Source organism: Mammaliicoccus sp. D-M19 (genome assembly GCF_022386695.1).
GTDB classification, from domain to species: Bacteria; Bacillota; Bacilli; order Staphylococcales; family Staphylococcaceae; genus Mammaliicoccus; species Mammaliicoccus sciuri.
This window is the reverse complement of record NZ_JAJNHW010000001.1, coordinates 168,139-186,278: the sequence shown is the minus strand read 5'-3', so window position 1 is coordinate 186,278 and position 18,140 is coordinate 168,139. Positions and strand designations below refer to the sequence as shown.

39 protein-coding genes are annotated in these 18,140 nt (G+C 33.1%); all 39 read left to right on the top strand.

Annotated elements, in window-relative coordinates:
• Positions 1-795, top strand: coding sequence for an ATP-binding protein (locus LQ675_RS00995; protein ID WP_191835900.1), 795 nt, complete (start codon positions 1-3; stop codon positions 793-795).
• A 17-nt stretch (positions 796-812) separates the two neighbouring features.
• A complete protein-coding gene (locus tag LQ675_RS00990; RefSeq protein WP_239726883.1) occupies positions 813-1,001 on the top strand; it encodes a hypothetical protein in 189 nt (62 codons plus the stop codon).
• Positions 998-1,492, top strand: coding sequence for a single-stranded DNA-binding protein (gene ssb / locus LQ675_RS00985; protein WP_239726885.1), 495 nt, complete (start codon positions 998-1,000; stop codon positions 1,490-1,492). Before LQ675_RS00990 ends, ssb begins: the two co-directional genes overlap by 4 nt.
• A 38-nt stretch (positions 1,493-1,530) precedes the next feature.
• On the top strand, positions 1,531-1,860 hold the full coding sequence (locus LQ675_RS00980; RefSeq protein ID WP_191835903.1) for a hypothetical protein: 330 nt from the start codon (positions 1,531-1,533) through the stop codon (positions 1,858-1,860).
• On the top strand, positions 1,832-2,164 hold the full coding sequence (locus LQ675_RS00975) for an SA1788 family PVL leukocidin-associated protein (protein ID WP_191835904.1): 333 nt from the start codon (positions 1,832-1,834) through the stop codon (positions 2,162-2,164). Before LQ675_RS00980 ends, LQ675_RS00975 begins: the two co-directional genes overlap by 29 nt.
• A 2-nt stretch (positions 2,165-2,166) precedes the next feature.
• Entirely contained in the window at positions 2,167-2,385 is a 219-nt protein-coding gene (locus LQ675_RS00970; protein WP_191835905.1) for a hypothetical protein, read from the top strand.
• Positions 2,386-2,418: 33 nt separating this feature from the next.
• Positions 2,419-2,838: a hypothetical protein gene (locus LQ675_RS00965; RefSeq protein WP_239753232.1), complete on the top strand. Its 420-nt coding sequence runs from the start codon at positions 2,419-2,421 to the stop codon at positions 2,836-2,838.
• A complete protein-coding gene (locus LQ675_RS00960) occupies positions 2,832-3,314 on the top strand; it encodes a DUF3310 domain-containing protein (protein WP_239726887.1) in 483 nt (160 codons plus the stop codon). Before LQ675_RS00965 ends, LQ675_RS00960 begins: the two co-directional genes overlap by 7 nt.
• Complete coding sequence (locus tag LQ675_RS00955) at positions 3,298-3,519, top strand: DUF3269 family protein (protein WP_239726889.1); 222 nt, start codon at positions 3,298-3,300, stop codon at positions 3,517-3,519. Before LQ675_RS00960 ends, LQ675_RS00955 begins: the two co-directional genes overlap by 17 nt.
• 13 nt (positions 3,520-3,532) lie before the next feature.
• Complete coding sequence (locus LQ675_RS00950) at positions 3,533-3,709, top strand: hypothetical protein (RefSeq protein ID WP_204188772.1); 177 nt, start codon at positions 3,533-3,535, stop codon at positions 3,707-3,709.
• The gene (locus tag LQ675_RS00945) at positions 3,710-4,054 is read left to right on the top strand and encodes a hypothetical protein (protein ID WP_239726892.1); all 345 of its coding nucleotides are present in this window, start codon (positions 3,710-3,712) and stop codon (positions 4,052-4,054) included. It abuts the gene before it with no gap.
• Position 4,055: 1 nt separating this feature from the next.
• A complete protein-coding gene (locus LQ675_RS00940; RefSeq protein WP_239726895.1) occupies positions 4,056-4,262 on the top strand; it encodes a hypothetical protein in 207 nt (68 codons plus the stop codon).
• Positions 4,255-4,428, top strand: a complete 174-nt coding sequence (locus LQ675_RS00935) for a hypothetical protein (protein ID WP_239727059.1) — start codon at positions 4,255-4,257, stop codon at positions 4,426-4,428. The genes LQ675_RS00940 and LQ675_RS00935 overlap by 8 nt, the downstream gene beginning before the upstream one ends.
• A 132-nt stretch (positions 4,429-4,560) precedes the next feature.
• Entirely contained in the window at positions 4,561-4,779 is a 219-nt protein-coding gene (locus LQ675_RS00930; protein ID WP_239726907.1) for a hypothetical protein, read from the top strand.
• On the top strand, positions 4,780-5,295 hold the full coding sequence (locus LQ675_RS00925) for a dCTP deaminase/dUTPase family protein (protein ID WP_239726909.1): 516 nt from the start codon (positions 4,780-4,782) through the stop codon (positions 5,293-5,295).
• 66 nt (positions 5,296-5,361) lie between these two features.
• Positions 5,362-5,754: a YopX family protein gene (locus LQ675_RS00920; RefSeq protein WP_239726911.1), complete on the top strand. Its 393-nt coding sequence runs from the start codon at positions 5,362-5,364 to the stop codon at positions 5,752-5,754.
• 3 nt (positions 5,755-5,757) lie between these two features.
• Positions 5,758-5,949 carry a hypothetical protein gene (locus LQ675_RS00915; RefSeq protein ID WP_239726914.1) on the top strand — a complete coding sequence of 64 codons (192 nt, stop codon included), beginning with the start codon at positions 5,758-5,760 and terminating at the stop codon, positions 5,947-5,949.
• A gap of 3 nt (positions 5,950-5,952) precedes the next feature.
• Complete coding sequence (locus tag LQ675_RS00910; RefSeq protein WP_239726916.1) at positions 5,953-6,105, top strand: hypothetical protein; 153 nt, start codon at positions 5,953-5,955, stop codon at positions 6,103-6,105.
• Positions 6,102-6,341 (top strand): hypothetical protein, encoded by a 240-nt coding sequence (locus LQ675_RS00905; RefSeq protein ID WP_239726918.1) that lies wholly within the window; start codon positions 6,102-6,104, stop codon positions 6,339-6,341. Before LQ675_RS00910 ends, LQ675_RS00905 begins: the two co-directional genes overlap by 4 nt.
• 214 nt (positions 6,342-6,555) lie before the next feature.
• Positions 6,556-6,741, top strand: coding sequence for a hypothetical protein (locus tag LQ675_RS00900; protein ID WP_239726920.1), 186 nt, complete (start codon positions 6,556-6,558; stop codon positions 6,739-6,741).
• Positions 6,738-6,935, top strand: a complete 198-nt coding sequence (locus tag LQ675_RS00895) for a hypothetical protein (protein ID WP_239726922.1) — start codon at positions 6,738-6,740, stop codon at positions 6,933-6,935. The genes LQ675_RS00900 and LQ675_RS00895 overlap by 4 nt, the downstream gene beginning before the upstream one ends.
• A 69-nt stretch (positions 6,936-7,004) precedes the next feature.
• Entirely contained in the window at positions 7,005-7,499 is a 495-nt protein-coding gene (locus LQ675_RS00890; RefSeq protein WP_239726924.1) for a Holliday junction resolvase RecU, read from the top strand.
• Positions 7,500-7,525: 26 nt separating this feature from the next.
• Positions 7,526-7,930 (top strand): hypothetical protein, encoded by a 405-nt coding sequence (locus tag LQ675_RS00885; RefSeq protein ID WP_204174536.1) that lies wholly within the window; start codon positions 7,526-7,528, stop codon positions 7,928-7,930.
• Positions 7,931-8,189: 259 nt separating this feature from the next.
• On the top strand, positions 8,190-8,849 hold the full coding sequence (locus LQ675_RS00880) for a hypothetical protein (protein ID WP_239726926.1): 660 nt from the start codon (positions 8,190-8,192) through the stop codon (positions 8,847-8,849).
• Positions 8,850-8,889: 40 nt separating this feature from the next.
• Positions 8,890-9,075: a hypothetical protein gene (locus tag LQ675_RS00875; RefSeq protein WP_239726928.1), complete on the top strand. Its 186-nt coding sequence runs from the start codon at positions 8,890-8,892 to the stop codon at positions 9,073-9,075.
• Between the two features lie 132 nt (positions 9,076-9,207).
• On the top strand, positions 9,208-9,639 hold the full coding sequence (locus tag LQ675_RS00870; protein WP_204182433.1) for a terminase small subunit: 432 nt from the start codon (positions 9,208-9,210) through the stop codon (positions 9,637-9,639).
• Positions 9,636-10,916: a PBSX family phage terminase large subunit gene (locus LQ675_RS00865; protein WP_204184512.1), complete on the top strand. Its 1,281-nt coding sequence runs from the start codon at positions 9,636-9,638 to the stop codon at positions 10,914-10,916. Before LQ675_RS00870 ends, LQ675_RS00865 begins: the two co-directional genes overlap by 4 nt.
• 17 nt (positions 10,917-10,933) lie before the next feature.
• Entirely contained in the window at positions 10,934-12,550 is a 1,617-nt protein-coding gene (locus LQ675_RS00860; protein WP_239726931.1) for a hypothetical protein, read from the top strand.
• Positions 12,551-12,558: 8 nt separating this feature from the next.
• Complete coding sequence (locus tag LQ675_RS00855; RefSeq protein ID WP_239726934.1) at positions 12,559-13,608, top strand: phage minor capsid protein; 1,050 nt, start codon at positions 12,559-12,561, stop codon at positions 13,606-13,608.
• A gap of 5 nt (positions 13,609-13,613) precedes the next feature.
• On the top strand, positions 13,614-13,775 hold the full coding sequence (locus tag LQ675_RS00850; RefSeq protein WP_239726936.1) for a hypothetical protein: 162 nt from the start codon (positions 13,614-13,616) through the stop codon (positions 13,773-13,775).
• Positions 13,776-13,780: 5 nt separating this feature from the next.
• The gene (locus LQ675_RS00845; protein WP_167811853.1) at positions 13,781-14,035 is read left to right on the top strand and encodes a hypothetical protein; all 255 of its coding nucleotides are present in this window, start codon (positions 13,781-13,783) and stop codon (positions 14,033-14,035) included.
• Positions 14,036-14,237: 202 nt separating this feature from the next.
• A complete protein-coding gene (locus tag LQ675_RS00840; protein ID WP_239726938.1) occupies positions 14,238-14,846 on the top strand; it encodes a phage scaffolding protein in 609 nt (202 codons plus the stop codon).
• 3 nt (positions 14,847-14,849) lie between these two features.
• Positions 14,850-15,221 carry a hypothetical protein gene (locus LQ675_RS00835; protein ID WP_239726940.1) on the top strand — a complete coding sequence of 124 codons (372 nt, stop codon included), beginning with the start codon at positions 14,850-14,852 and terminating at the stop codon, positions 15,219-15,221.
• 39 nt (positions 15,222-15,260) lie between these two features.
• Positions 15,261-16,298, top strand: a complete 1,038-nt coding sequence (locus tag LQ675_RS00830) for a major capsid protein (RefSeq protein WP_239726952.1) — start codon at positions 15,261-15,263, stop codon at positions 16,296-16,298.
• Between the two features lie 36 nt (positions 16,299-16,334).
• Positions 16,335-16,517: a hypothetical protein gene (locus LQ675_RS00825; protein ID WP_037587707.1), complete on the top strand. Its 183-nt coding sequence runs from the start codon at positions 16,335-16,337 to the stop codon at positions 16,515-16,517.
• 10 nt (positions 16,518-16,527) lie between these two features.
• Positions 16,528-16,881, top strand: coding sequence for a hypothetical protein (locus tag LQ675_RS00820; RefSeq protein ID WP_058612489.1), 354 nt, complete (start codon positions 16,528-16,530; stop codon positions 16,879-16,881).
• Positions 16,878-17,216 carry a hypothetical protein gene (locus LQ675_RS00815; protein WP_239726955.1) on the top strand — a complete coding sequence of 113 codons (339 nt, stop codon included), beginning with the start codon at positions 16,878-16,880 and terminating at the stop codon, positions 17,214-17,216. Before LQ675_RS00820 ends, LQ675_RS00815 begins: the two co-directional genes overlap by 4 nt.
• Positions 17,217-17,231: 15 nt before the next feature.
• A complete protein-coding gene (locus tag LQ675_RS00810; RefSeq protein ID WP_239726957.1) occupies positions 17,232-17,702 on the top strand; it encodes an HK97 gp10 family phage protein in 471 nt (156 codons plus the stop codon).
• A complete protein-coding gene (locus LQ675_RS00805; protein WP_070373228.1) occupies positions 17,703-18,113 on the top strand; it encodes a hypothetical protein in 411 nt (136 codons plus the stop codon). It abuts the gene before it with no gap.
• Positions 18,114-18,140 lie beyond the last annotated feature (27 nt).

The window sequence follows — 18,140 nt, the reverse complement described above, 5'->3', positions numbered from 1 at the left end:
ATGAATGGTCTATTCAATCCAAAGTTAGCGAATAAGTTAGAACAAAAAATGCAGCCTAAGTTATTAGAAAAAGGCAAGTGTGAGAAATGTGGTCGCGATTATGAGGAATACCAATTTAAAAATGGTTATACCTACAGACTAGGTTGTGACTGCGACATGATTGAACACGGTAAAGAGTTAACACGTAATTTCAAGCAACGTCAAAAACAGAAAGAAATAAATAGAATTTTAAGTTTCTCAAGTGAGAACGAAGAAACTAAAAACGCTACTTTCGAAACTTACATTCCAGAAAATCAAAACCAAGAAAAAGCAAAAGTAATCTGCGAAAGATATGCCAATTCATTTGATAAAGATAATAAGCAGTCGCTTTTATTACAAGGCTCATTTGGATTAGGAAAATCTCATTTAGCTATGTCGATTTTAAAAGAAGTGAAAGATAAAAATTATTCAGTACTCTTTATTAATTTAACTGAATTGATTTCGAAGTTTAGATCTACCTTTGATAAAGATAGCGAGTATTCAGAAACAGATTTAGAAAGAGCGATTGGACAAGTTGATTTAATGGTTTTCGATGACTTCGGTATGAATGTTACAGACTATGGCATGTCAAAACTATTTCAAATTGCTGAAAGTAGAGTAGGCAAGCACAACATCATAACAACTAATCTATCAGTCAAAGAATTAACGAAAACAAAAGACCAACAAAGATTATTTAGCCGGTTAATGTCTAACACCACTGGCATTACTTTGGAGGGTGACGATTACCGAATGAAAGGATTTAGAAGTCTAAAGTAATTAACAGGAGGAAATTAATGATGCCAATAACAGTTAAAGACATTATTACACGGTTGAATTGCAGTGAAGCATACGCTCAAAAGTTCATGAGTTTATGCAACTTCGACCAAGCGTTAATCAGAAAAGAACTCGCAAGACAAATTCACAAAAGAGAAACAACACCAGCAATCATAATTAATAAACCAATGGAGGTAGCAACAATATGATCAATTCTGTAACCCTTGTCGGTCGCCTTACAAAAGACCCTGAACTTAGAACTACTCCGAGTGGCGTTGAAGTAGGCAACTTCACTTTAGCAGTCAATCGAACATTTACTAATCAACAAGGAGAACGTGAAGCAGATTACATCAATTGTGTTGTATTTAGAAAAACAGCAGAGAATGTAAACCAATATTTATCTAAAGGGAAATTAGCAGGCGTTGATGGAAGGCTACAATCTCGTAGCTACGAGAACCAAGAAGGTCGTCGTGTTTATGTAACTGAAGTAGTTTGCGATAACGTTCAATTCTTAGAGCCTAAAGATAGTCAAAACGGCTCAAATTCATATCAAAATGGAACGAGTTATCAAAAAGGTAACAACTATACCCAAAATAACCAAAACGTTCAACAAGGGCAAAATAAAGCGAAATACGACCAACAAAACAATCCATTCAACAATGGCAGTGATTTTGATGATACAGATTTACCTTTTGACTAAATTTTAGAATATATCCTTTATTCGACGAGGTGCGAAATATGACAACAAAACCGATTTTTAGGTTATCAGATGCAGTTAAACAAAACTATAAGTTAAAACGTCCGTTAATTGACCAATTTCAGACGTTTATAGCAAGTATTAAACAATCTGGACACTATATAAACGATACAGATGCTTTGCAGTGGTTTTTAAGAAAAAATGATGTATATGGCTTTATCTTATACATCGGCATGACCACTGAGAACGAAATTAGAGTAACGATGTCGGTTGAAAAACAAAGATTGGTTTCAAATAGAAAAAGTTTAAACAAACTAAATGACCAAATGGAGAGTGTAAAAAATGTTACAAAAAGAAAAAATAACAGCTGATGGCAATGAATACATTTTAACGCCACAACAAGTAAGAATGGCTGAAGAAAACAACTTTGATAAAACTTTTATAAGAATGCGTATAAGAGCAGGTTGGTCGTTGAATTTAGCTGTAAGTGTTCCTCAAGGTGTACCGAAATGTGATGCCGAAGCATATATGAAGTTCGAAGAGTTAGATGGACGTAAGAGAAAACCTAAAAAAGATTATTCAAAACCGAAACCATGGTTAGAAAAATATCCTCAGAAAACAGAATTCGGAGATTACGCTAAACAATTATTCAATGACTGTTGTGGGAGTTGGTAAATATGATCACTAAAATTAGTGATGAAAAATCTTGCTATGAAATTGGTAAAAATGGCGTAGGCACTATTACCGAGTGGAGAGTAAATGTTGATGTAGTAGACATCTATAGAGTAGCTGATATTAATGGTCATCTACTAGCTTTTAAAGGGTTTATTAATAAAAAATACAAAGTTGAACATGAAGAAAAAGTTAAAAAACAACTAAGCATATTTGATATTTAGTCATGCTATTAATTTTAGAAGGTGATATAGATGGTGAAAAAGTTAAATGGAAAAGGAAGTCTGGCAATGTTGTTTGAAATATACAGATATTTAAACAACAAGAAAAGAACACCTAGTGAGAATGTTATCTACAAGATGATTAACGATCAATACAAAACCACATTTGAAACAAGTCCGACTTATTACTATCGACTATACGAAGATAAAGCCAAAGTGAATATATCTACTTTTACTGGAAGAGCAAAAAGAGGTTGGTCATTGGAAAAAGCTTTAACTACAGAAAGGTTAAGTTATGGTGCAACGCCATTGAAATCAGTAGAAAAAATGAAGGAAACTGAAAAAGATATCATTCGATTTATTGAAAATAAACTACCACTCAATCCAAGACAATTAAAGTATATCGAAAGTAATCCAGCGTTTGCACAAAGAATGAAGAAAGAAGGTATATGCTAATGAAATTCAAAGCAGGCGATAGAGTGCATGTGACGAGGTATTGTTATGAAAATGTAGATTTTTACGCAACGCTTAAACTGGCTCATAATCCGCATATATTTCATAAATTAAAGAACTGTTCAAATTCAGATTATGAAAATGAAAGAGTTTGGAATGAGCGTTCGGAACTCTACGGTAAAAACAAAAAAGACTACTACACCCTAGCAACAGACGAAGAAGATACAGAGGAACCAGTTATTCAGCGTATTAACGATATGTATAACGATATACCAACTCATTATCAAGCTGATATAGATGTGATTGAGTTTTGTAGACAACATTTCACTGACGAAGAATTTAAAGGCGCTATGAAATTTAACCTTATCAAATATCCAACACGTTTAGGGCGTAAAGACGACATAGTTAAAGAGTTAGATAAAATTATTGATTACGCTAAACGATATAAAGAGGTGTTAGAGAGTGGGATTACTAGATAAATATGATCTATACAATTCAGAAGGCAAAAAGATGTTCACAGTGGTACCTGGTAAAGAAATTAACACTTTACTAGGTATGCCACATACACCATTTGTAAGACAAGAACATAAGTTGACTGACAGTGAGTTAAGGCAATTCAAAGCAGCACATGATTTGAAGTTAGAAGAAGAATTAGGAATGCAGTTAAGTATATTTGATATTTAAGGAGGACTAAAACATGCCAACAATCTTAGACGAACTTATCATAGCTAATAATAATTTGAACAAAAATAAAACAGGTAACTTGCACATGGATAATATGACAGATTCCTTCGGTAAAGAAGTGTTAAGAGAAGTGATGAAACAGATTGAGAATGGTGCAAAGTTAGATGATGAATATGTGGAGGTGGAGTAGATGCCAACAATAAAATACACGAGAGAAGATATAACTAAGTTAAAGAATGAACGAGATCAGTTAAAACACCAAGGTAATCTGTTACGAGAAGATATAGCTTTATTAAAAAAGAATCAAAAAACTCGTGATAAACTCATCGATAATTTAAAAGAAGAAAATAAAAATCTTAACAACGAACGTGACTCGCTTATCAAAGATGTGGAGAAGTTACGTGGTGCGTTGATTAAAAGTCAAATTAAATATATTAATCTTACTGAACACATCAAATATAAAGCATGGAATAATCCAGGTAACAGTAGATATATTGCGTTAGTACATTTCATTGATGAGATAGAAGGTGATTAACATGGTAGAGCACATTAAATTAAATATGTTTGAAGATGGTCAAGAATTATTCGTTATCACTCGAGAAGAGATTGAAAGTTATTTAGAAGAAGATGATTTCAATGGTTTTATAGTAATTAACAAAATTGCTACCGAAAACAAAATAAATATTTATAAACGAAAGAAATCGAAAAATACGTTTGATACGGAGGGTGATACTCATGATTAGAGAAATATTTCAAGATATCACTGATACATTCGACACGAACCAATGGAATGTATTGTGGGTGGATGATAAAGGAAAGTCACACGGTAAAAGGTTTTATTATAAGCATCATGCTAGATATTTCTATAAAAACTTACCTTATATGAATAAAAGAATGGAAAGAGCGTGATTAGATGTATGAACAAGTTCGTATAACAATTAGTTTTTTAATTGCGCTTCTTTTATTTTGGTCAGGTATAACTTTATATGCTACGTATTACATTATTAAGTTAATTGATTATATAAAGGAGCGTGAGTGACTATGGCGTATGATTATGAGGGAGAAAACATCAGAAAAGTAAGGTTGTACAACGTAATGACAGGGTCTAGTAAGAAAACTAAACCTATAAAAGAGTTAGAAGAAGTTTACGCTAAAGCAAAAGCATTTGATGAGATTTTAAATGTTGATTATATAGTAGCACCTGATGATTATGCACATGAAGTCACAAAAATTGTAGATAAATATTTGGAGGACAAATAAATGAACAACCTAAACATCAAATTACTATCAGACAACGCAACAACACCAACTAGGGCATATGGTGTGAGTGCAGGTCTAGATATATACGCAGCAGAAACAGTTGTGATTGAGCCACAAGAAAAGATATTACTTGCTACAGATATAGCAGTAGACATTCCAGAGGGTTATGTAGGGCTATTAACTAGCAGAAGTGGTGTAAGTAGTAAAACGCATTTAGTCGTTGAAACTGGCAAGATTGACGCAGGGTATCAATGGCAAATGAAAGTGAACATTAAGAATGATGATTTGCCGAGAATACCTAATTTAAAACAAGCTAAGTATAAAAACTTAAATGATAGCTATATTAAAGCAAAAGATAACGAAACTTATAGAATAGGAACATACCAAATCAACAAAGGCGACAAAATAGCTCAATTGGTTATCGTACCAATCGTTACACCAGAAGTAAATGTTGTAGAGGAGTTTGAAAGTGAAAGCGAAAGAGGAACAAACGGTTTTGGATCAAGTGGATATTAAGGGTGGCGAAAGTCACCCAGATATTGTAGATAAGGTACGAGAAATATTGAACAGGGAGTGATTAGAATGATACCAAATGTTAGAGCATGGGATAAAGTCAATAAAGAAATGATAGAAGATGTTGCCAGTATTCATTTTAAAGCAGAAATGATAGTAACAAGTAATTTGTGTTTTTATCCGTTTAAGGATATTGAATTAATGCAATCAACTGGACTATTAGACAAGAACGGAAAAGAAATATTTGAGGGAGATATTATTGATAAGGGTTATAGCAATATAGATATCGTAGACAGAATTGGTTACGTGAAATTTGGTACTGGTGATGATTCAGACGGCTATCTTAATCAAGAGAGGTTAGGTTGGACAACTAATAACGATGATTCTTTATTAGATGTACATGAACATTGTACTGTGTTAGGAAACAAATTTAAACATCCACACTTACTAGGGGAGGAATAAGTTATGAACAGACTTGAAGAAATAGTAAATAAATTAAACGATAACATCAAAAATTTTAATTTTGGAGTTATTCACGATTGTATATACGATTTACACAATGAAGGTTATATAAGCCAATATGATGCTCAATATTTACTAGAAGATATTATGAACGATAGATGCCCTATACCACTGTCGTCATTTAAGGAGGACTAAATTATGAAACTACTAATCACATTAACAATATCACTTCTAGTATTGTACACATTCATCAAACGATCATATAAGTATGCGAGTGTGCAAGATAGTATAGACGTCGAAAGTTACGCAAGTGATATGTCAGCACCAATTGATTATGAGGTGTATAAATGACTAAATACGTATTGATTTTTAACAATGACCCAATAGCAGTGGGAGATAAATGGCATGTGGAAGATGCAAAGCAATGGGAAATCTATTATGGTGCTACAAATGATATGTTTGAAATTAAAAAATTCGATGATTACTACAAACATTATGATAAAAATTATGTGGCACCAATCTATTATGAAGACACACAAGCATATAAAGATAATGAGCCGTGGTTCAGTGGAATGGGGCGTTGCTAATGAGAGAGTTTATGAAAATATTAATGATCATTGTAATAACTTTGAATTCTTCAACAATAGTGTTCCAAGTTCAGCATGGTTTATATCCATTGCTATGGGACAAATTTCTCATCATAATACTTTGTCTACAAATCATAATACAACTTAGCGACATTAAAAAACTAGAAAAAGAGAAAGTCACAATACTTCGTATCAATAATAGGAGTGATGTTGAATGAAACGAGAACCAGTATTCATAAAACCCACATACAAATACAAAGACGAAGTTAAGGAACATCCTATTGCACGATTAGAATTTAAAGATGTACCAGAGAATGATATTGAAAAGGTTACATTACTATTTCGAAAGTTTGGTCAGAATTTTAGGAATGCTTTCAAACGAAAGGAAGATGTTGAATGAAAACATACACTCAAGAGCAAGTAGATGAAATTATGGAAGATATGCATAAGGGTTATAGAAAAATAATGAAAAAGCATGATGACGAAATGCAAGAATTCACTATTAAGTATATGAAAGGCTTAGTTATAAAGTCGGTGTTATTAGGTTTAGTTAATGGTGCAATAATCGGATTAATGATAGGTAGTTTTTTATGACATTCGGATTAATACTATTCGCAGTTATAGTCATTGCACTAATAATAAATGCAGTTAAGGAGGGGTAAATTGAATAGAAAACAAGCCAATCGAGGTATGTGGTTTGAAACAGTAATAGGCAATATCAATCGTGTGTACAAACAAAAGAATATAGCAATAATCGATAAAGTAGCAACGCCTATAAGTTATAACACTAGGACAGGTAAAGCACGATATCAAGAAAAGAGTACAGTTGATTTTGTAGGCTGCAACAACAAAGGTAAGTACATAGCCTTTGATACGAAAGAAGTTAAAATTAAGAATTTACCTTTTAAAAATGTGAGTGATCATCAAGTTAAGTATTTGACTGATACTAAACGAATGGGTGCTGAAGCTTTCCTGCTCGTACTATTTAGATTTAATGACACATGTTTTAAGTTAGACATTGACCAGTTTAATGATTTCAAGAAACAACATGACCGTAAAAGTATTCCGTATGAATGGTTTAATGAATATGCTGAATTAGTTAGGAGTGGTAATGGCGTAATTTACGACTATTTACATGATGTTGACCACATCAAATAACTAAACTAATCGGAGGAATTGAACACATGACTTATTCGACTAAACAAGTTTTAACTTTAATAAAAGAGTATCAAAAGAATGTAAAGGCTATTGCACATTTGAGAAAAGAATATTTAGAAAGTATATGTGGTGGTAATATTGCTCAGTATGGAATAGAATCATCAATGCCAAAAGCAGCAGGACAAACATCAGATCCAGTTTTTAAAGAAGTAAACAGATTACTTAAACAAGACAAAGTTATTCAAAGGTTCGAAAATAAAGTGAAATATATTCAAAATCGTTGGGATAGAGTTACAGATGAAACACAAGAAGTGATTCTAAGCCAAGTGTTATCTGGAACAAGTTATGAATATATTGCTGAAACAATGGGGATATCTAAACAAAGGGTACATCAGATTATAAATGATATTGCAATCATATTAACGGACTAGACAAACTAGACAAACTTAACGAATTTAACAAGCTAGGAGTTTATACAAAATTTCCGGTAAAATGTGAGGTAGGTCGGAGCGTTGAACATTCAATCAGACAAACTGGTTAAGTTTGTACGTCGCCCTACACCAAGCCTAACGGCTATTTTCCATATCCTTTCTATAACCCTAATATTAATGAAAATCCATCTAGCTAAAGTTAGGTGGATTTCGTATAATTAGATTGCAATAAATTAATTTAGGGAATGAGGCAAAATGAATGTATATTGATGGAAATATGATTGTAGAATATATGCAAGAGAGTGCTAGTGGATTTAAATGGTCTAGTCTTTTTGCACCTATATTGACTTTTTTAATCGGAGTAGCAACTGTTTGGGTAACATATGCTAATACAAAAAGAAGTAATGATACAGTTAAACAAATAGAAAAAGAAAATAGAACGAACAATAACGAAATATTAGAAAAACAAAATAAATTTATTGAGGAAATGAAGAATAAAGAACTTAATGCTAATATTATTGCGCAAGCTAGAATAGACTGGCTCCAACAAGCGAGAGATATTAACGTTCAGTTTATAAAAGCCTGCTATGACTTAATTGAAGACAAAATGAAGAATGGTACTGTAGGTAAATCTGATAGTATTACCAAGTTTGATAATGAATTTTGGAGATTATATTACACCCTAGTTTTATTGTACCCTGTTAAAGGTGAAGGTGATGATCCTGAAAAAGATAATGTGCAAAATAAAGATGTAATTGAACACGTTAATGCAGTTAGGACTACAATATTTTGTGGTACTGGTAATGCTAATGATTCAAAAAAGAATTATTACGATACAGTTGAAGAAACTATCAAGCAATATGCATATAAAGTTTCTAAATATTCTAAGCTTGAATGGCAAAAAATTAAAAAACTTTAACACTCACTAACGTGGGTGTTTTTTATTTGGAGTTGAACATATGAGAGTAATGGTAGTCGCCGACGGAACTTTAAAAGGCATTAGAAAAGTGAATAATGATTGTCACTTAATAGCAATGATTAAGAGATTAAAAAACGATGCTAATGTAAGTAAAGTGTTAATAGATTATGTTCCAGTTGTTAAAGGTGATAAAGATTACGATATAGAAGTAGAGTTGATTACATGAAGAAATTCAAATATGTGATTAACTCTATTTTTTATATTCAAGCACATATGCATTTAGTGATTATGAAAGTGTTTAAAGTTAAGGAACTAAAATAAATGAATGAGATTATCGTGAGAGTTGGTGGTAGATGAAATGAAATTAACAAGAAAACAACAGTTGTTCGCAGATGAGTATATTAGAACAGGTAACGCTTATCAGTCTGCAGTAAGTGCTGGTTATAGTCATAACTATGCTAAAGGAAACATTGTAAAATTGTTGGAAAATGTGAGCGTTAAATCTTATATTGATGCAAGATTAGAAGAATTGAAAAAAGAGAGTATTGCAGAACAAGATGAAATACTCCAATACCTCACTTCAGTTATGCGAGGTAAAGTTAAAGATGAAGAATTGATGTTAGTACCTACTGGCGATTTCATGAGCGAAGTTGAAAGGCATGAGAAACGTGCTGATATAGTTGCTAGAACTAAAGCTGCTGAATTATTAGGTAAACGCTATGCAATGTGGACTGAAAAGCAAGAGGTGGAACATAGTGGCGCAGTTATGTTTGTAGATGATATAGAATGACAAACATAAAGAAACTGTCAGAACTATTGCCTGTGGAATTTCACAAGTCATGGAAAGCAGCTAAAGACCCAAATATATTGCACATTGTGGAAAAAGGTGGACGTGGTAGTGGGAAATCAACTGATCTAGCAATCATTATTGTTCAACTGATTATGAGATATCCAGTTAATGCAGTTTGTATACGTAAAGTAGATAACACAATTGAATTATCAATATATGAACAATTGAAGTGGGCTATTAGCCATCAAGGTGTTTCGCATTTATTTAAAGTAACTAAATCGCCTATGAGGATTACTTATATTCCTAGAGGTAATTATATCGCCTTTAGAGGTGCTAAAGACCCAGAAAGAATTAAATCATTGAAAGACGCTAACTTTCCATTCGCTATTGGTTGGATAGAAGAATTAGCAGAGTTTAAAACGGAAGATGAAGTAAAGACCATCACTAACTCACTATTACGTGGAGAGTTGGACGATGGTCTTTTTTATAAATTCTTTTATAGTTACAACCCACCTAAGAGAAAACAATCATGGGTTAATAAAAAGTACGAATCATCTATTCAACCAGATAATACTTTTGTACATCACAGTACATACAAAGATAACCAACATATTTCAAAGCAGTTCGTTGAAGAAGCAGAAGCAACTAAACAAAAAAGTGAAATGAGATATCGTTGGGAGTATTTAGGTGAAGCTATCGGTAGTGGTGTTGTTCCATTCGACAACCTACAAATTGAAACGATACCTGATGAATTATATAACTCATTCGATAACATTCGAAGTGCAGTCGATTTTGGTTATGCTACTGATCCATTAGCTTTTGTTCGTTGGCATTATGACAAAAAGAAAAATGTTATATATGCAGTTGATGAATACTATGGCCAGAAGATATCTAATAGAGAGTTAGCTAAATGGTTAACACGAAAGAAATATATGTCTGATGAGATATTCGCTGATAGTGCTGAACCTAAAAGTATTGACGAGTTAAAAAACGAACATGGTATCAAACGTATTAAAGGTGTGAAGAAAGGTCCGGACAGTGTTGAATACGGTGAACAATGGCTTGATGATTTAGATGCAATAATCATTGACCCTAAACGTACACCAAACATTGCAAAGGAATTCGAGAATATCGATTATGAAACAGATAAAGACGGTAACCCTAAACCAAGACTAGAAGATAAAGATAACCACACAATAGATGCTACAAGATATGCCTTTAGTGAAGACATGAAGAAGAAACCTAAGGCAGTCATTTCATCTAGAACAATGTGGTAAGGATAAGGAGGTAGACAATGGCAGAGTTAAAATCATTCACGCAAGAAGAAATAACTGAAACACATGGTGATATGTTTTTATATAGAGACTTATATGACGGTCGTCATTCGAAGTTGTTCGATAGAGCAAAAGCATTGATTGAACAGGGTGAAATTATCGACCGTATAGAATATGGAGATGTTAAAGCACAGAATGTACAAACGCCATATATTGTAGTGAACATATCTAAAATGATTGTAGATATCCCTACACTGTTTATTACAAGGTCAATGGGCAAACTTCAAACGAACTATCCAATCAACGAGATAGAAGATGATGAAGACTTCAACACAGAAGATAATCATATCGAAGGAACACAAGATGATTCGTTAAATGGAGAACTGTTTGACTTGCAGCAAGAAACGTTAGACCAAATTGAAGTAAACTCAAACTTCAACAAGCATCATGGTATGAATATAAAACAATGGCAAATAGACGGTGGCATTGTGGCAGTACCAGAAGTTGTTAATGGACAAGTTAAGTTATCTTTTAAAGAACGTAATGTTTATTACGAACTAGAAGACGGTAAGACATATCAACTTCGCTACATCGTAGAACGTGGCGATGACAAGTATGTACATGTTCATGAAGAAGTCGAAGGAGAAAACGAATTAACAGGAAGTCATACAGTTTATCATATGGACGACAACGGAGACTTACAAATAGTTGATGATGAAGAAATTATATTTGATATAACTAAACTTGAAAAAGACCAACGTAATTATGTTTTAAAAGGTCGTAAGCGTACATTATTTGTTTACCTACCTTACAATCCAACGTTTATGAATAGATATGGTAGAAGTGTTCTAATGGGGCAAGAAGGCAAACAGGACGAAGTGAACTGGACTATGACACGTACAGCGCAAATCTTCGAGCGTAATGGAAAGCCAAGAATATCGGTTTCGAAAGAAGTAATGGAACGATTAATAGATGTATCTAGGCAACGTTATGGTGTTGAAGATAAGTTTGATCATCGTGATTTAGAAGTTACAACAATTGATGAAGACGGGCAATCATTACAAATACATCAAATTGATATTTCAAAGATTGGTGACATTACTTATGTGAAAGATGTTATCAAGATGATGTTAATGGAAACACAAACAAGTGAGAAGGCAATTGATTTCTTTACGTCGGAAGGCGCTCAAGCACAATCGGGTACAGCTAAGTTTTACGATTTATTCTTATCGATTATGAAAGCTGAACAAATGAGAGATGAATACATCGAGTTCATTCAACAAGGCGTTGAAAACTGTATGTGGTTACTCAATCAGATTAATAGCGACATCATCATTGAAAAACCAATCATTGTTCAAAAAGATATGATGCCAGTTACTTCAAAAGAAACTTCAACATTAAACAATCAAAGTTACGCAGCTGGAACGCAATCACTTGAACAAACTGTTCGTAACAACAATCCAGACAAGTCAGAAGAATGGATTATGGAAGAAGTAGAAAAGATTGAAGCTGAACGAACATCACAAGATAGCATGTCATTGTTAAGAGGTAACATGACAGGATTAAACTTCAATGACAACAAAGAAGACGAGGATGAAACTAATCCAGTTGATGAAGAATTAAAAGAGATTGAGTAGGTGATTGAATGAAGATTGAACAAATTAAGCCTACAGTTGAGTTTTTGCAAAATGAAATATTAAAGTTAATTCAAGAAGTTGATTTATTAAGTGCTAGAGATAAACAAGTTATGTTTAGAAACATTGAAAACTTGATTCAACAATTTGGTACAGATGTTTTTGAGTTTATTGAACCCGAACTCGCAAAAGTATACGAATCGGAATTGAATATAGCAATGAAAGAATTAAGCAAGCAAGGTATACCAATATCAAACGAACTCAATTCACAAGTTCATACAAGTGCGTTAGCCACTATCACAAGTGATACAATGCTAGATTTACAAGCAGCACTAAGGCAAGCATACTTCACAACAGTTTCAACAATTAATCAAACATTATTAGAAGTTCAATCAGACATTTCAAGAGGTATCCTATACGGTCAAAATCGTAGGAAGATAATTCAACGGGTGTCTGATTCTTTTGTTAAAGGTGGTATGAAATCATTTAGAACAATAGATAATAAACTATTACCTTTAGACTTCTACACAGAAACAGTAGTGAGAACGAAAATAAGCACTGCTAGAACGCATGCTCATGTTAACCATTACTTAGAGACTAGCAATGACTTAGTGTATGTTACAGGCAATTTAAATACATGTGGAGAATGTGCTAAGTATCAAGACAGAGTATTTTCTTTAACTGGTCAAGATACGAGATTTCCACAATTAGATGTACGAGATGTTATTCCTGTTCATCCTAACTGTAAGTGTATGGTTAGACCTTTTGTAGCTGACTTCAAATCAGAAAGTGAAATAAAAAAATACATTGCAAAAGGTAAGGACTTTAATCCTAATCTTGACCCTCGAACTAAAAAGCAAAGAGAAAGTTATGAACACGATCAACAATTAAAGCGTAAAGCAAGACAAGAAATGAAGAGCTACAACAGTATTAAAGCGATATTAGGTGATGATGCTCCTAAGACTTTAGGTGCTTATCGAAGAATGAAACGTTCTAATAGTACTGGTTATGTAAAGATGAAACAGAAGTTAAGAGTTGCTAGACAAGAAATGAAAGGGTGAAAGGTATGAAATACAAATTAGTAGACATTGAAAGAGCAAAAGGTGAACCAACTATTGCTGACAAAATTATAGAATATGCTAGAGAAGTTGGAAATAAGTCTATGAGAATTGAATTTACTAAAAAAGAGAATGGTAATAAAGAATTAATTATCACTTATAAGGAGTGAAAGATATGATTGAACAAACTAAAGATAAGATAATCATTGATAAGTGGGGAGAAGATGTTCATTTTCTTAATGCTATTAAAACATTTATTGAGTTCTATCAAGATAATAAAGATAATCATTTAGATACTTGTGAGGTTGATGTAGTCCAATCAGATGACAAAGATAGAAGCTTAGATAACCGAGCAGCATACAGACAACATGAATTAAGTATTAATATGACGTACAACGATATAAAACATAAGTTACAAGATAATGTATAAACAAACCGACAGTCGTGAGATTGCCGGTTATTTTTGTGCGTTTATCTAATCGTAAGGAAGTGATCTAAACGTATCTCATAACGGTGGTATTCCGTTTGACCTGTTCGTAAGTCATTAAAAGACGATGTCGCAGGTACAAGCGTTATTGTACTAATCCAATCGGTGTCGGACATCGTTACCAAAACGTAAGGAGAGAATAAATATGAATAGAGAAACACTTAAAGCTTTAGAATTATCCGATGAACAAATTGAAAAAGTAATGGCAGAAAACGGTAAGGATATTCAGGACATCAAATCGCAATTGAGTGATAAAGATACAGAAATCAAATCTTTAGAATCAGAAAAAGAAACATTATCTAAACAGATTACAACACTTGAAAAGAAAGCAAATGATTATGACAAGCTTGAGGACACTAATAAAGAACTTCAAGAACAAATCAAAGACTATAAAGTTCAAGTAGCATCTAACGATTTAGATAAGAAGATTTTAAAAGAAGTATCTAAAGATGCACATGATCCAGACGATGTATTTTTATTTATCGACAAAGACAAATTCAATCGTGATGAAGAAAGTGGAGAGATTACCAACTTTAATGAGGTCATGAATGAATTACGAGAAACAAAAGCTTACTTATTCAATCAAACTAACACTTCAAAAGATGAAGGTGGTTCAGACGAAGAAGGTACGCCACCACCAAACAACAATTACAAGTCTGGTGGACAAACTGGCAATGGTAAGCAAAAGGTTGACTATTCAAAACGTGGTAGAGACTTAGCAAACGAATTATTTGGAAAACAAAAGGAGGAATAAAGAATGAGTTTAAAACCAAAGAAAATTCAATTCGAAAATGAACAACCAGAATTTTTAAGAGATGCTAAAAATCTTGAGTGGACTGTGGGAAACATCACTTTAGATTCATCTAAATTAGCAGAAGGTCAAGTTATCAAAGGTGGAACAGCAGTATTTAAAAACACTGAATCAGATTTATTTGAATTAGTTCAAGCTTCAACACCTGAAACAATGACTGCACCAGTGTTAACAGGACATGCAGTTAAAATTGATGATGTTCAAGTTAATGAACAAGTATCAGCGTTACGTAAAGCATCTGTTTATGAAGAACTATTAACAGGCGTAACAAACAATTTCAAAAAAGCTACTCAAGGACGCATTACATTCGACGTGTAATACGTCCTATTTAATTGCAAATAAAAGGAGGAAATATTAATGCCATTAATTACAGAACACGAAAATTTACAAACACCTACATTACAAGCATTTATTGAAAATGCACCTGCTCAATCTTCAAGACGTTTATCAAATGCTTTTCCTACTGAACAAGTATTCGATATTAACGTAGCATATAACGTTATTGATTCAACTGGAATCAAAGCAGGTTCTATTATTGGATTTGATGCTGCTACACCATTACGTAAGAAAGGTGATATCCAACAAGTATTGGCTAAGCTTTCTAAAATCGCTCATGCCTACCACTACACAGAAGAAGAAATGTATCGCTACAAAAACTCACGTAACAGTGCTGAGCAAGATGCTTTAGTTCAAAACGCTTTATTATCAATCGCTGATTTATCTGAAGGTATTGAAGATACTAAAGAGTTAATCAGAGCAAACATGGTTTACCGTGGTGTGTTTGATTATGAAGATCCAAAATCAGAAGTGAAAATTCAATTTGATTTAGATTTACCAGATGAAGCTAAAGCAACAGCAGGAGATTTCTCTCGTGCAGATGTTAATCCTTTAGAAGTATTGATGAATGAAGTTGAAAAATACAAAGAACGTAACAATGGCCAAGCGCCTGCTTATGTTGTTATGAACTCTAAAACATTAGCGAAGATTAAACGTAATCCAAATGTTGCTACTGACTTATACGGTTCAGAAGCTGGAAACAAAATTGTTCGTCAATCTGATTTAGATACTTTATTCACAGACATCGGATTACCTAAAGTCGAAATTGACGATGCTCAAACAATCATTGAAGGTATTACTGGAGATATTGTTAAGAAACATTTAGACGATGATGTAGTCGTATTACATGCTGCAAACTTAGGTAATACATTAAGTGGTCCAGCTGCTGATAACAACTTCGCAAACGGTAAGTATGTTGTTTCTGTTGTTTCTCAAGACCCAGTTGGAGAGAAAACAATTGTCGGAGAAGTAGCAATGCCTGTATTGAAAAATATCAAAGGTATTTCTATCATCACTGCAAACGAAACATCTGACGAAGAAGAAGTTCCTGAAGGTTAATTTTAACTTTCTAAAATAATTAAGGAGGTTAAATCAATGGCGAAATTTAAAGTGCTTAAACAAGTTGATGGTAAGAAAGAAAATAAACGTTTCGAACCAGGCGAAGAAGTTGAACTAACTGTTAAGCGTGTGCAAGAAATTGAAACAAACATTGATAAACAAAAGAAATTCAAAGGAACAGGTCCTTATTTCGAGCGTATTGAAGAACCTAGCGAGTAGGTGATGATATATGTTAGATACTGAAAAAGTAATTGAATACATTGAGAAAATACCTTCTAATCCATTGTTAGAAGGTATGGGACCTCAAGAATTAGAACAAAATATATTTGATTCTTATGAAGACATTCATTCCTTATATCCAAAAGTAATAATCTCAGAACGGATGATTGTTAAACAAATGTTGTACAAACTCGAAGGAGAGTCCAATGGTTACGCTATGTTGAAAAGACAAGGTGTAGAAACACAAAAAATTAATGATGCTAGCGTAACAATGTCTGATAATCTACTTGATCCATATGTGCTTTTCCTAATCAATCAACAATTACAAACTAAATCAGTAGGTCATATTGGGAGATTAATATGATTATATACAGAGATAAAGTTAACGTAATTGTTCCAAAGGTTGATTCGAACGGTAATCAGATAAAAGACGACTACGGTAAACCATTAACTGAAAAGGTATTAACTAAAGCACACGTTAGATATGGTATTCAAAATATCTATAATGCTAATTGTGAAGAATACACATCAGTTACTCAAGTTTATATTCCTATATCTGATACTGTTTCAAATATCGATTTAAACGCACGTATTGAGCATATAACACCTAAAGATACAAAAGTATTAGGACAAGTTAAAAAGCTTGAATACGGGCAAGATATTACAGGAAAACCACATTTTATTAAAGGTTATATGTAGATGGCAGGACTTAGTTTGAAAATTGAATGGACAGGACTTCGAGAATTACAACAAGAGTTTAAAACGATGAATAAACGTTTCAACCTTATATTGCTAGATGAAATGGATAAAATCGGTCTGAGTTGCGAAGAATATGCTAAAGCACTTTCGCCACGTGATAGTGGAGATTTAGAGAATAGTATACATTCAACACAAGCCACAGTTGAAGGACAGTCGTTTGTCGTCTACGTTGGTACAAATATGGAATACGCAACGTATGTTCATGAGTTAAACAACGTTAGATTAGTAGGAGATAAATATGAACGTGGTGTTAAATATCCGAATTATTATATAAGAGGACGAGGAACAGGTACCCGTCAAAAACCTAATGTTAAAGGATATCAACCAGGTCGTAAATTCCTACAACACGCCGTCATTTTAACTGACCAACATTTTGAAACAGCAATGGAAAGAGCGTTAGAACGTTTACTTGAAGGAGGCAGTTAGATGATACAACGCGCTATTAAAAAAATATTGATGGACAAAGTGCCAGACTTAGAGTGGACAGTTGATTATCATACTGCTCAATCTGAGTTTGGTGTTGTTTATTATGATGGTGGTTATCCACCAGATAGAAGCGATATGAAATCACATTTGATGAATTATCAAGTTGAAATTAGAAGTAAGGACTTTGATAAAACTGTGAACCGAGCGTTCGACAGTTACAATGCTATACATGGTATCACAAATCAAATTATGAAAGTTCCAATCTATGAAGACGGTAGTTTAATTAGAACAGATAAACACTTTACTCAATATATTTATGCAGAATCACCGCCAATTAGAGTTGGCGTTATTAATGACAATATGATTTATACAATAAACTTTTTAGCACTTATTTTGCCTTATTGCAAATGAGTGCTTTTTTTATACCTAAATTTAAGG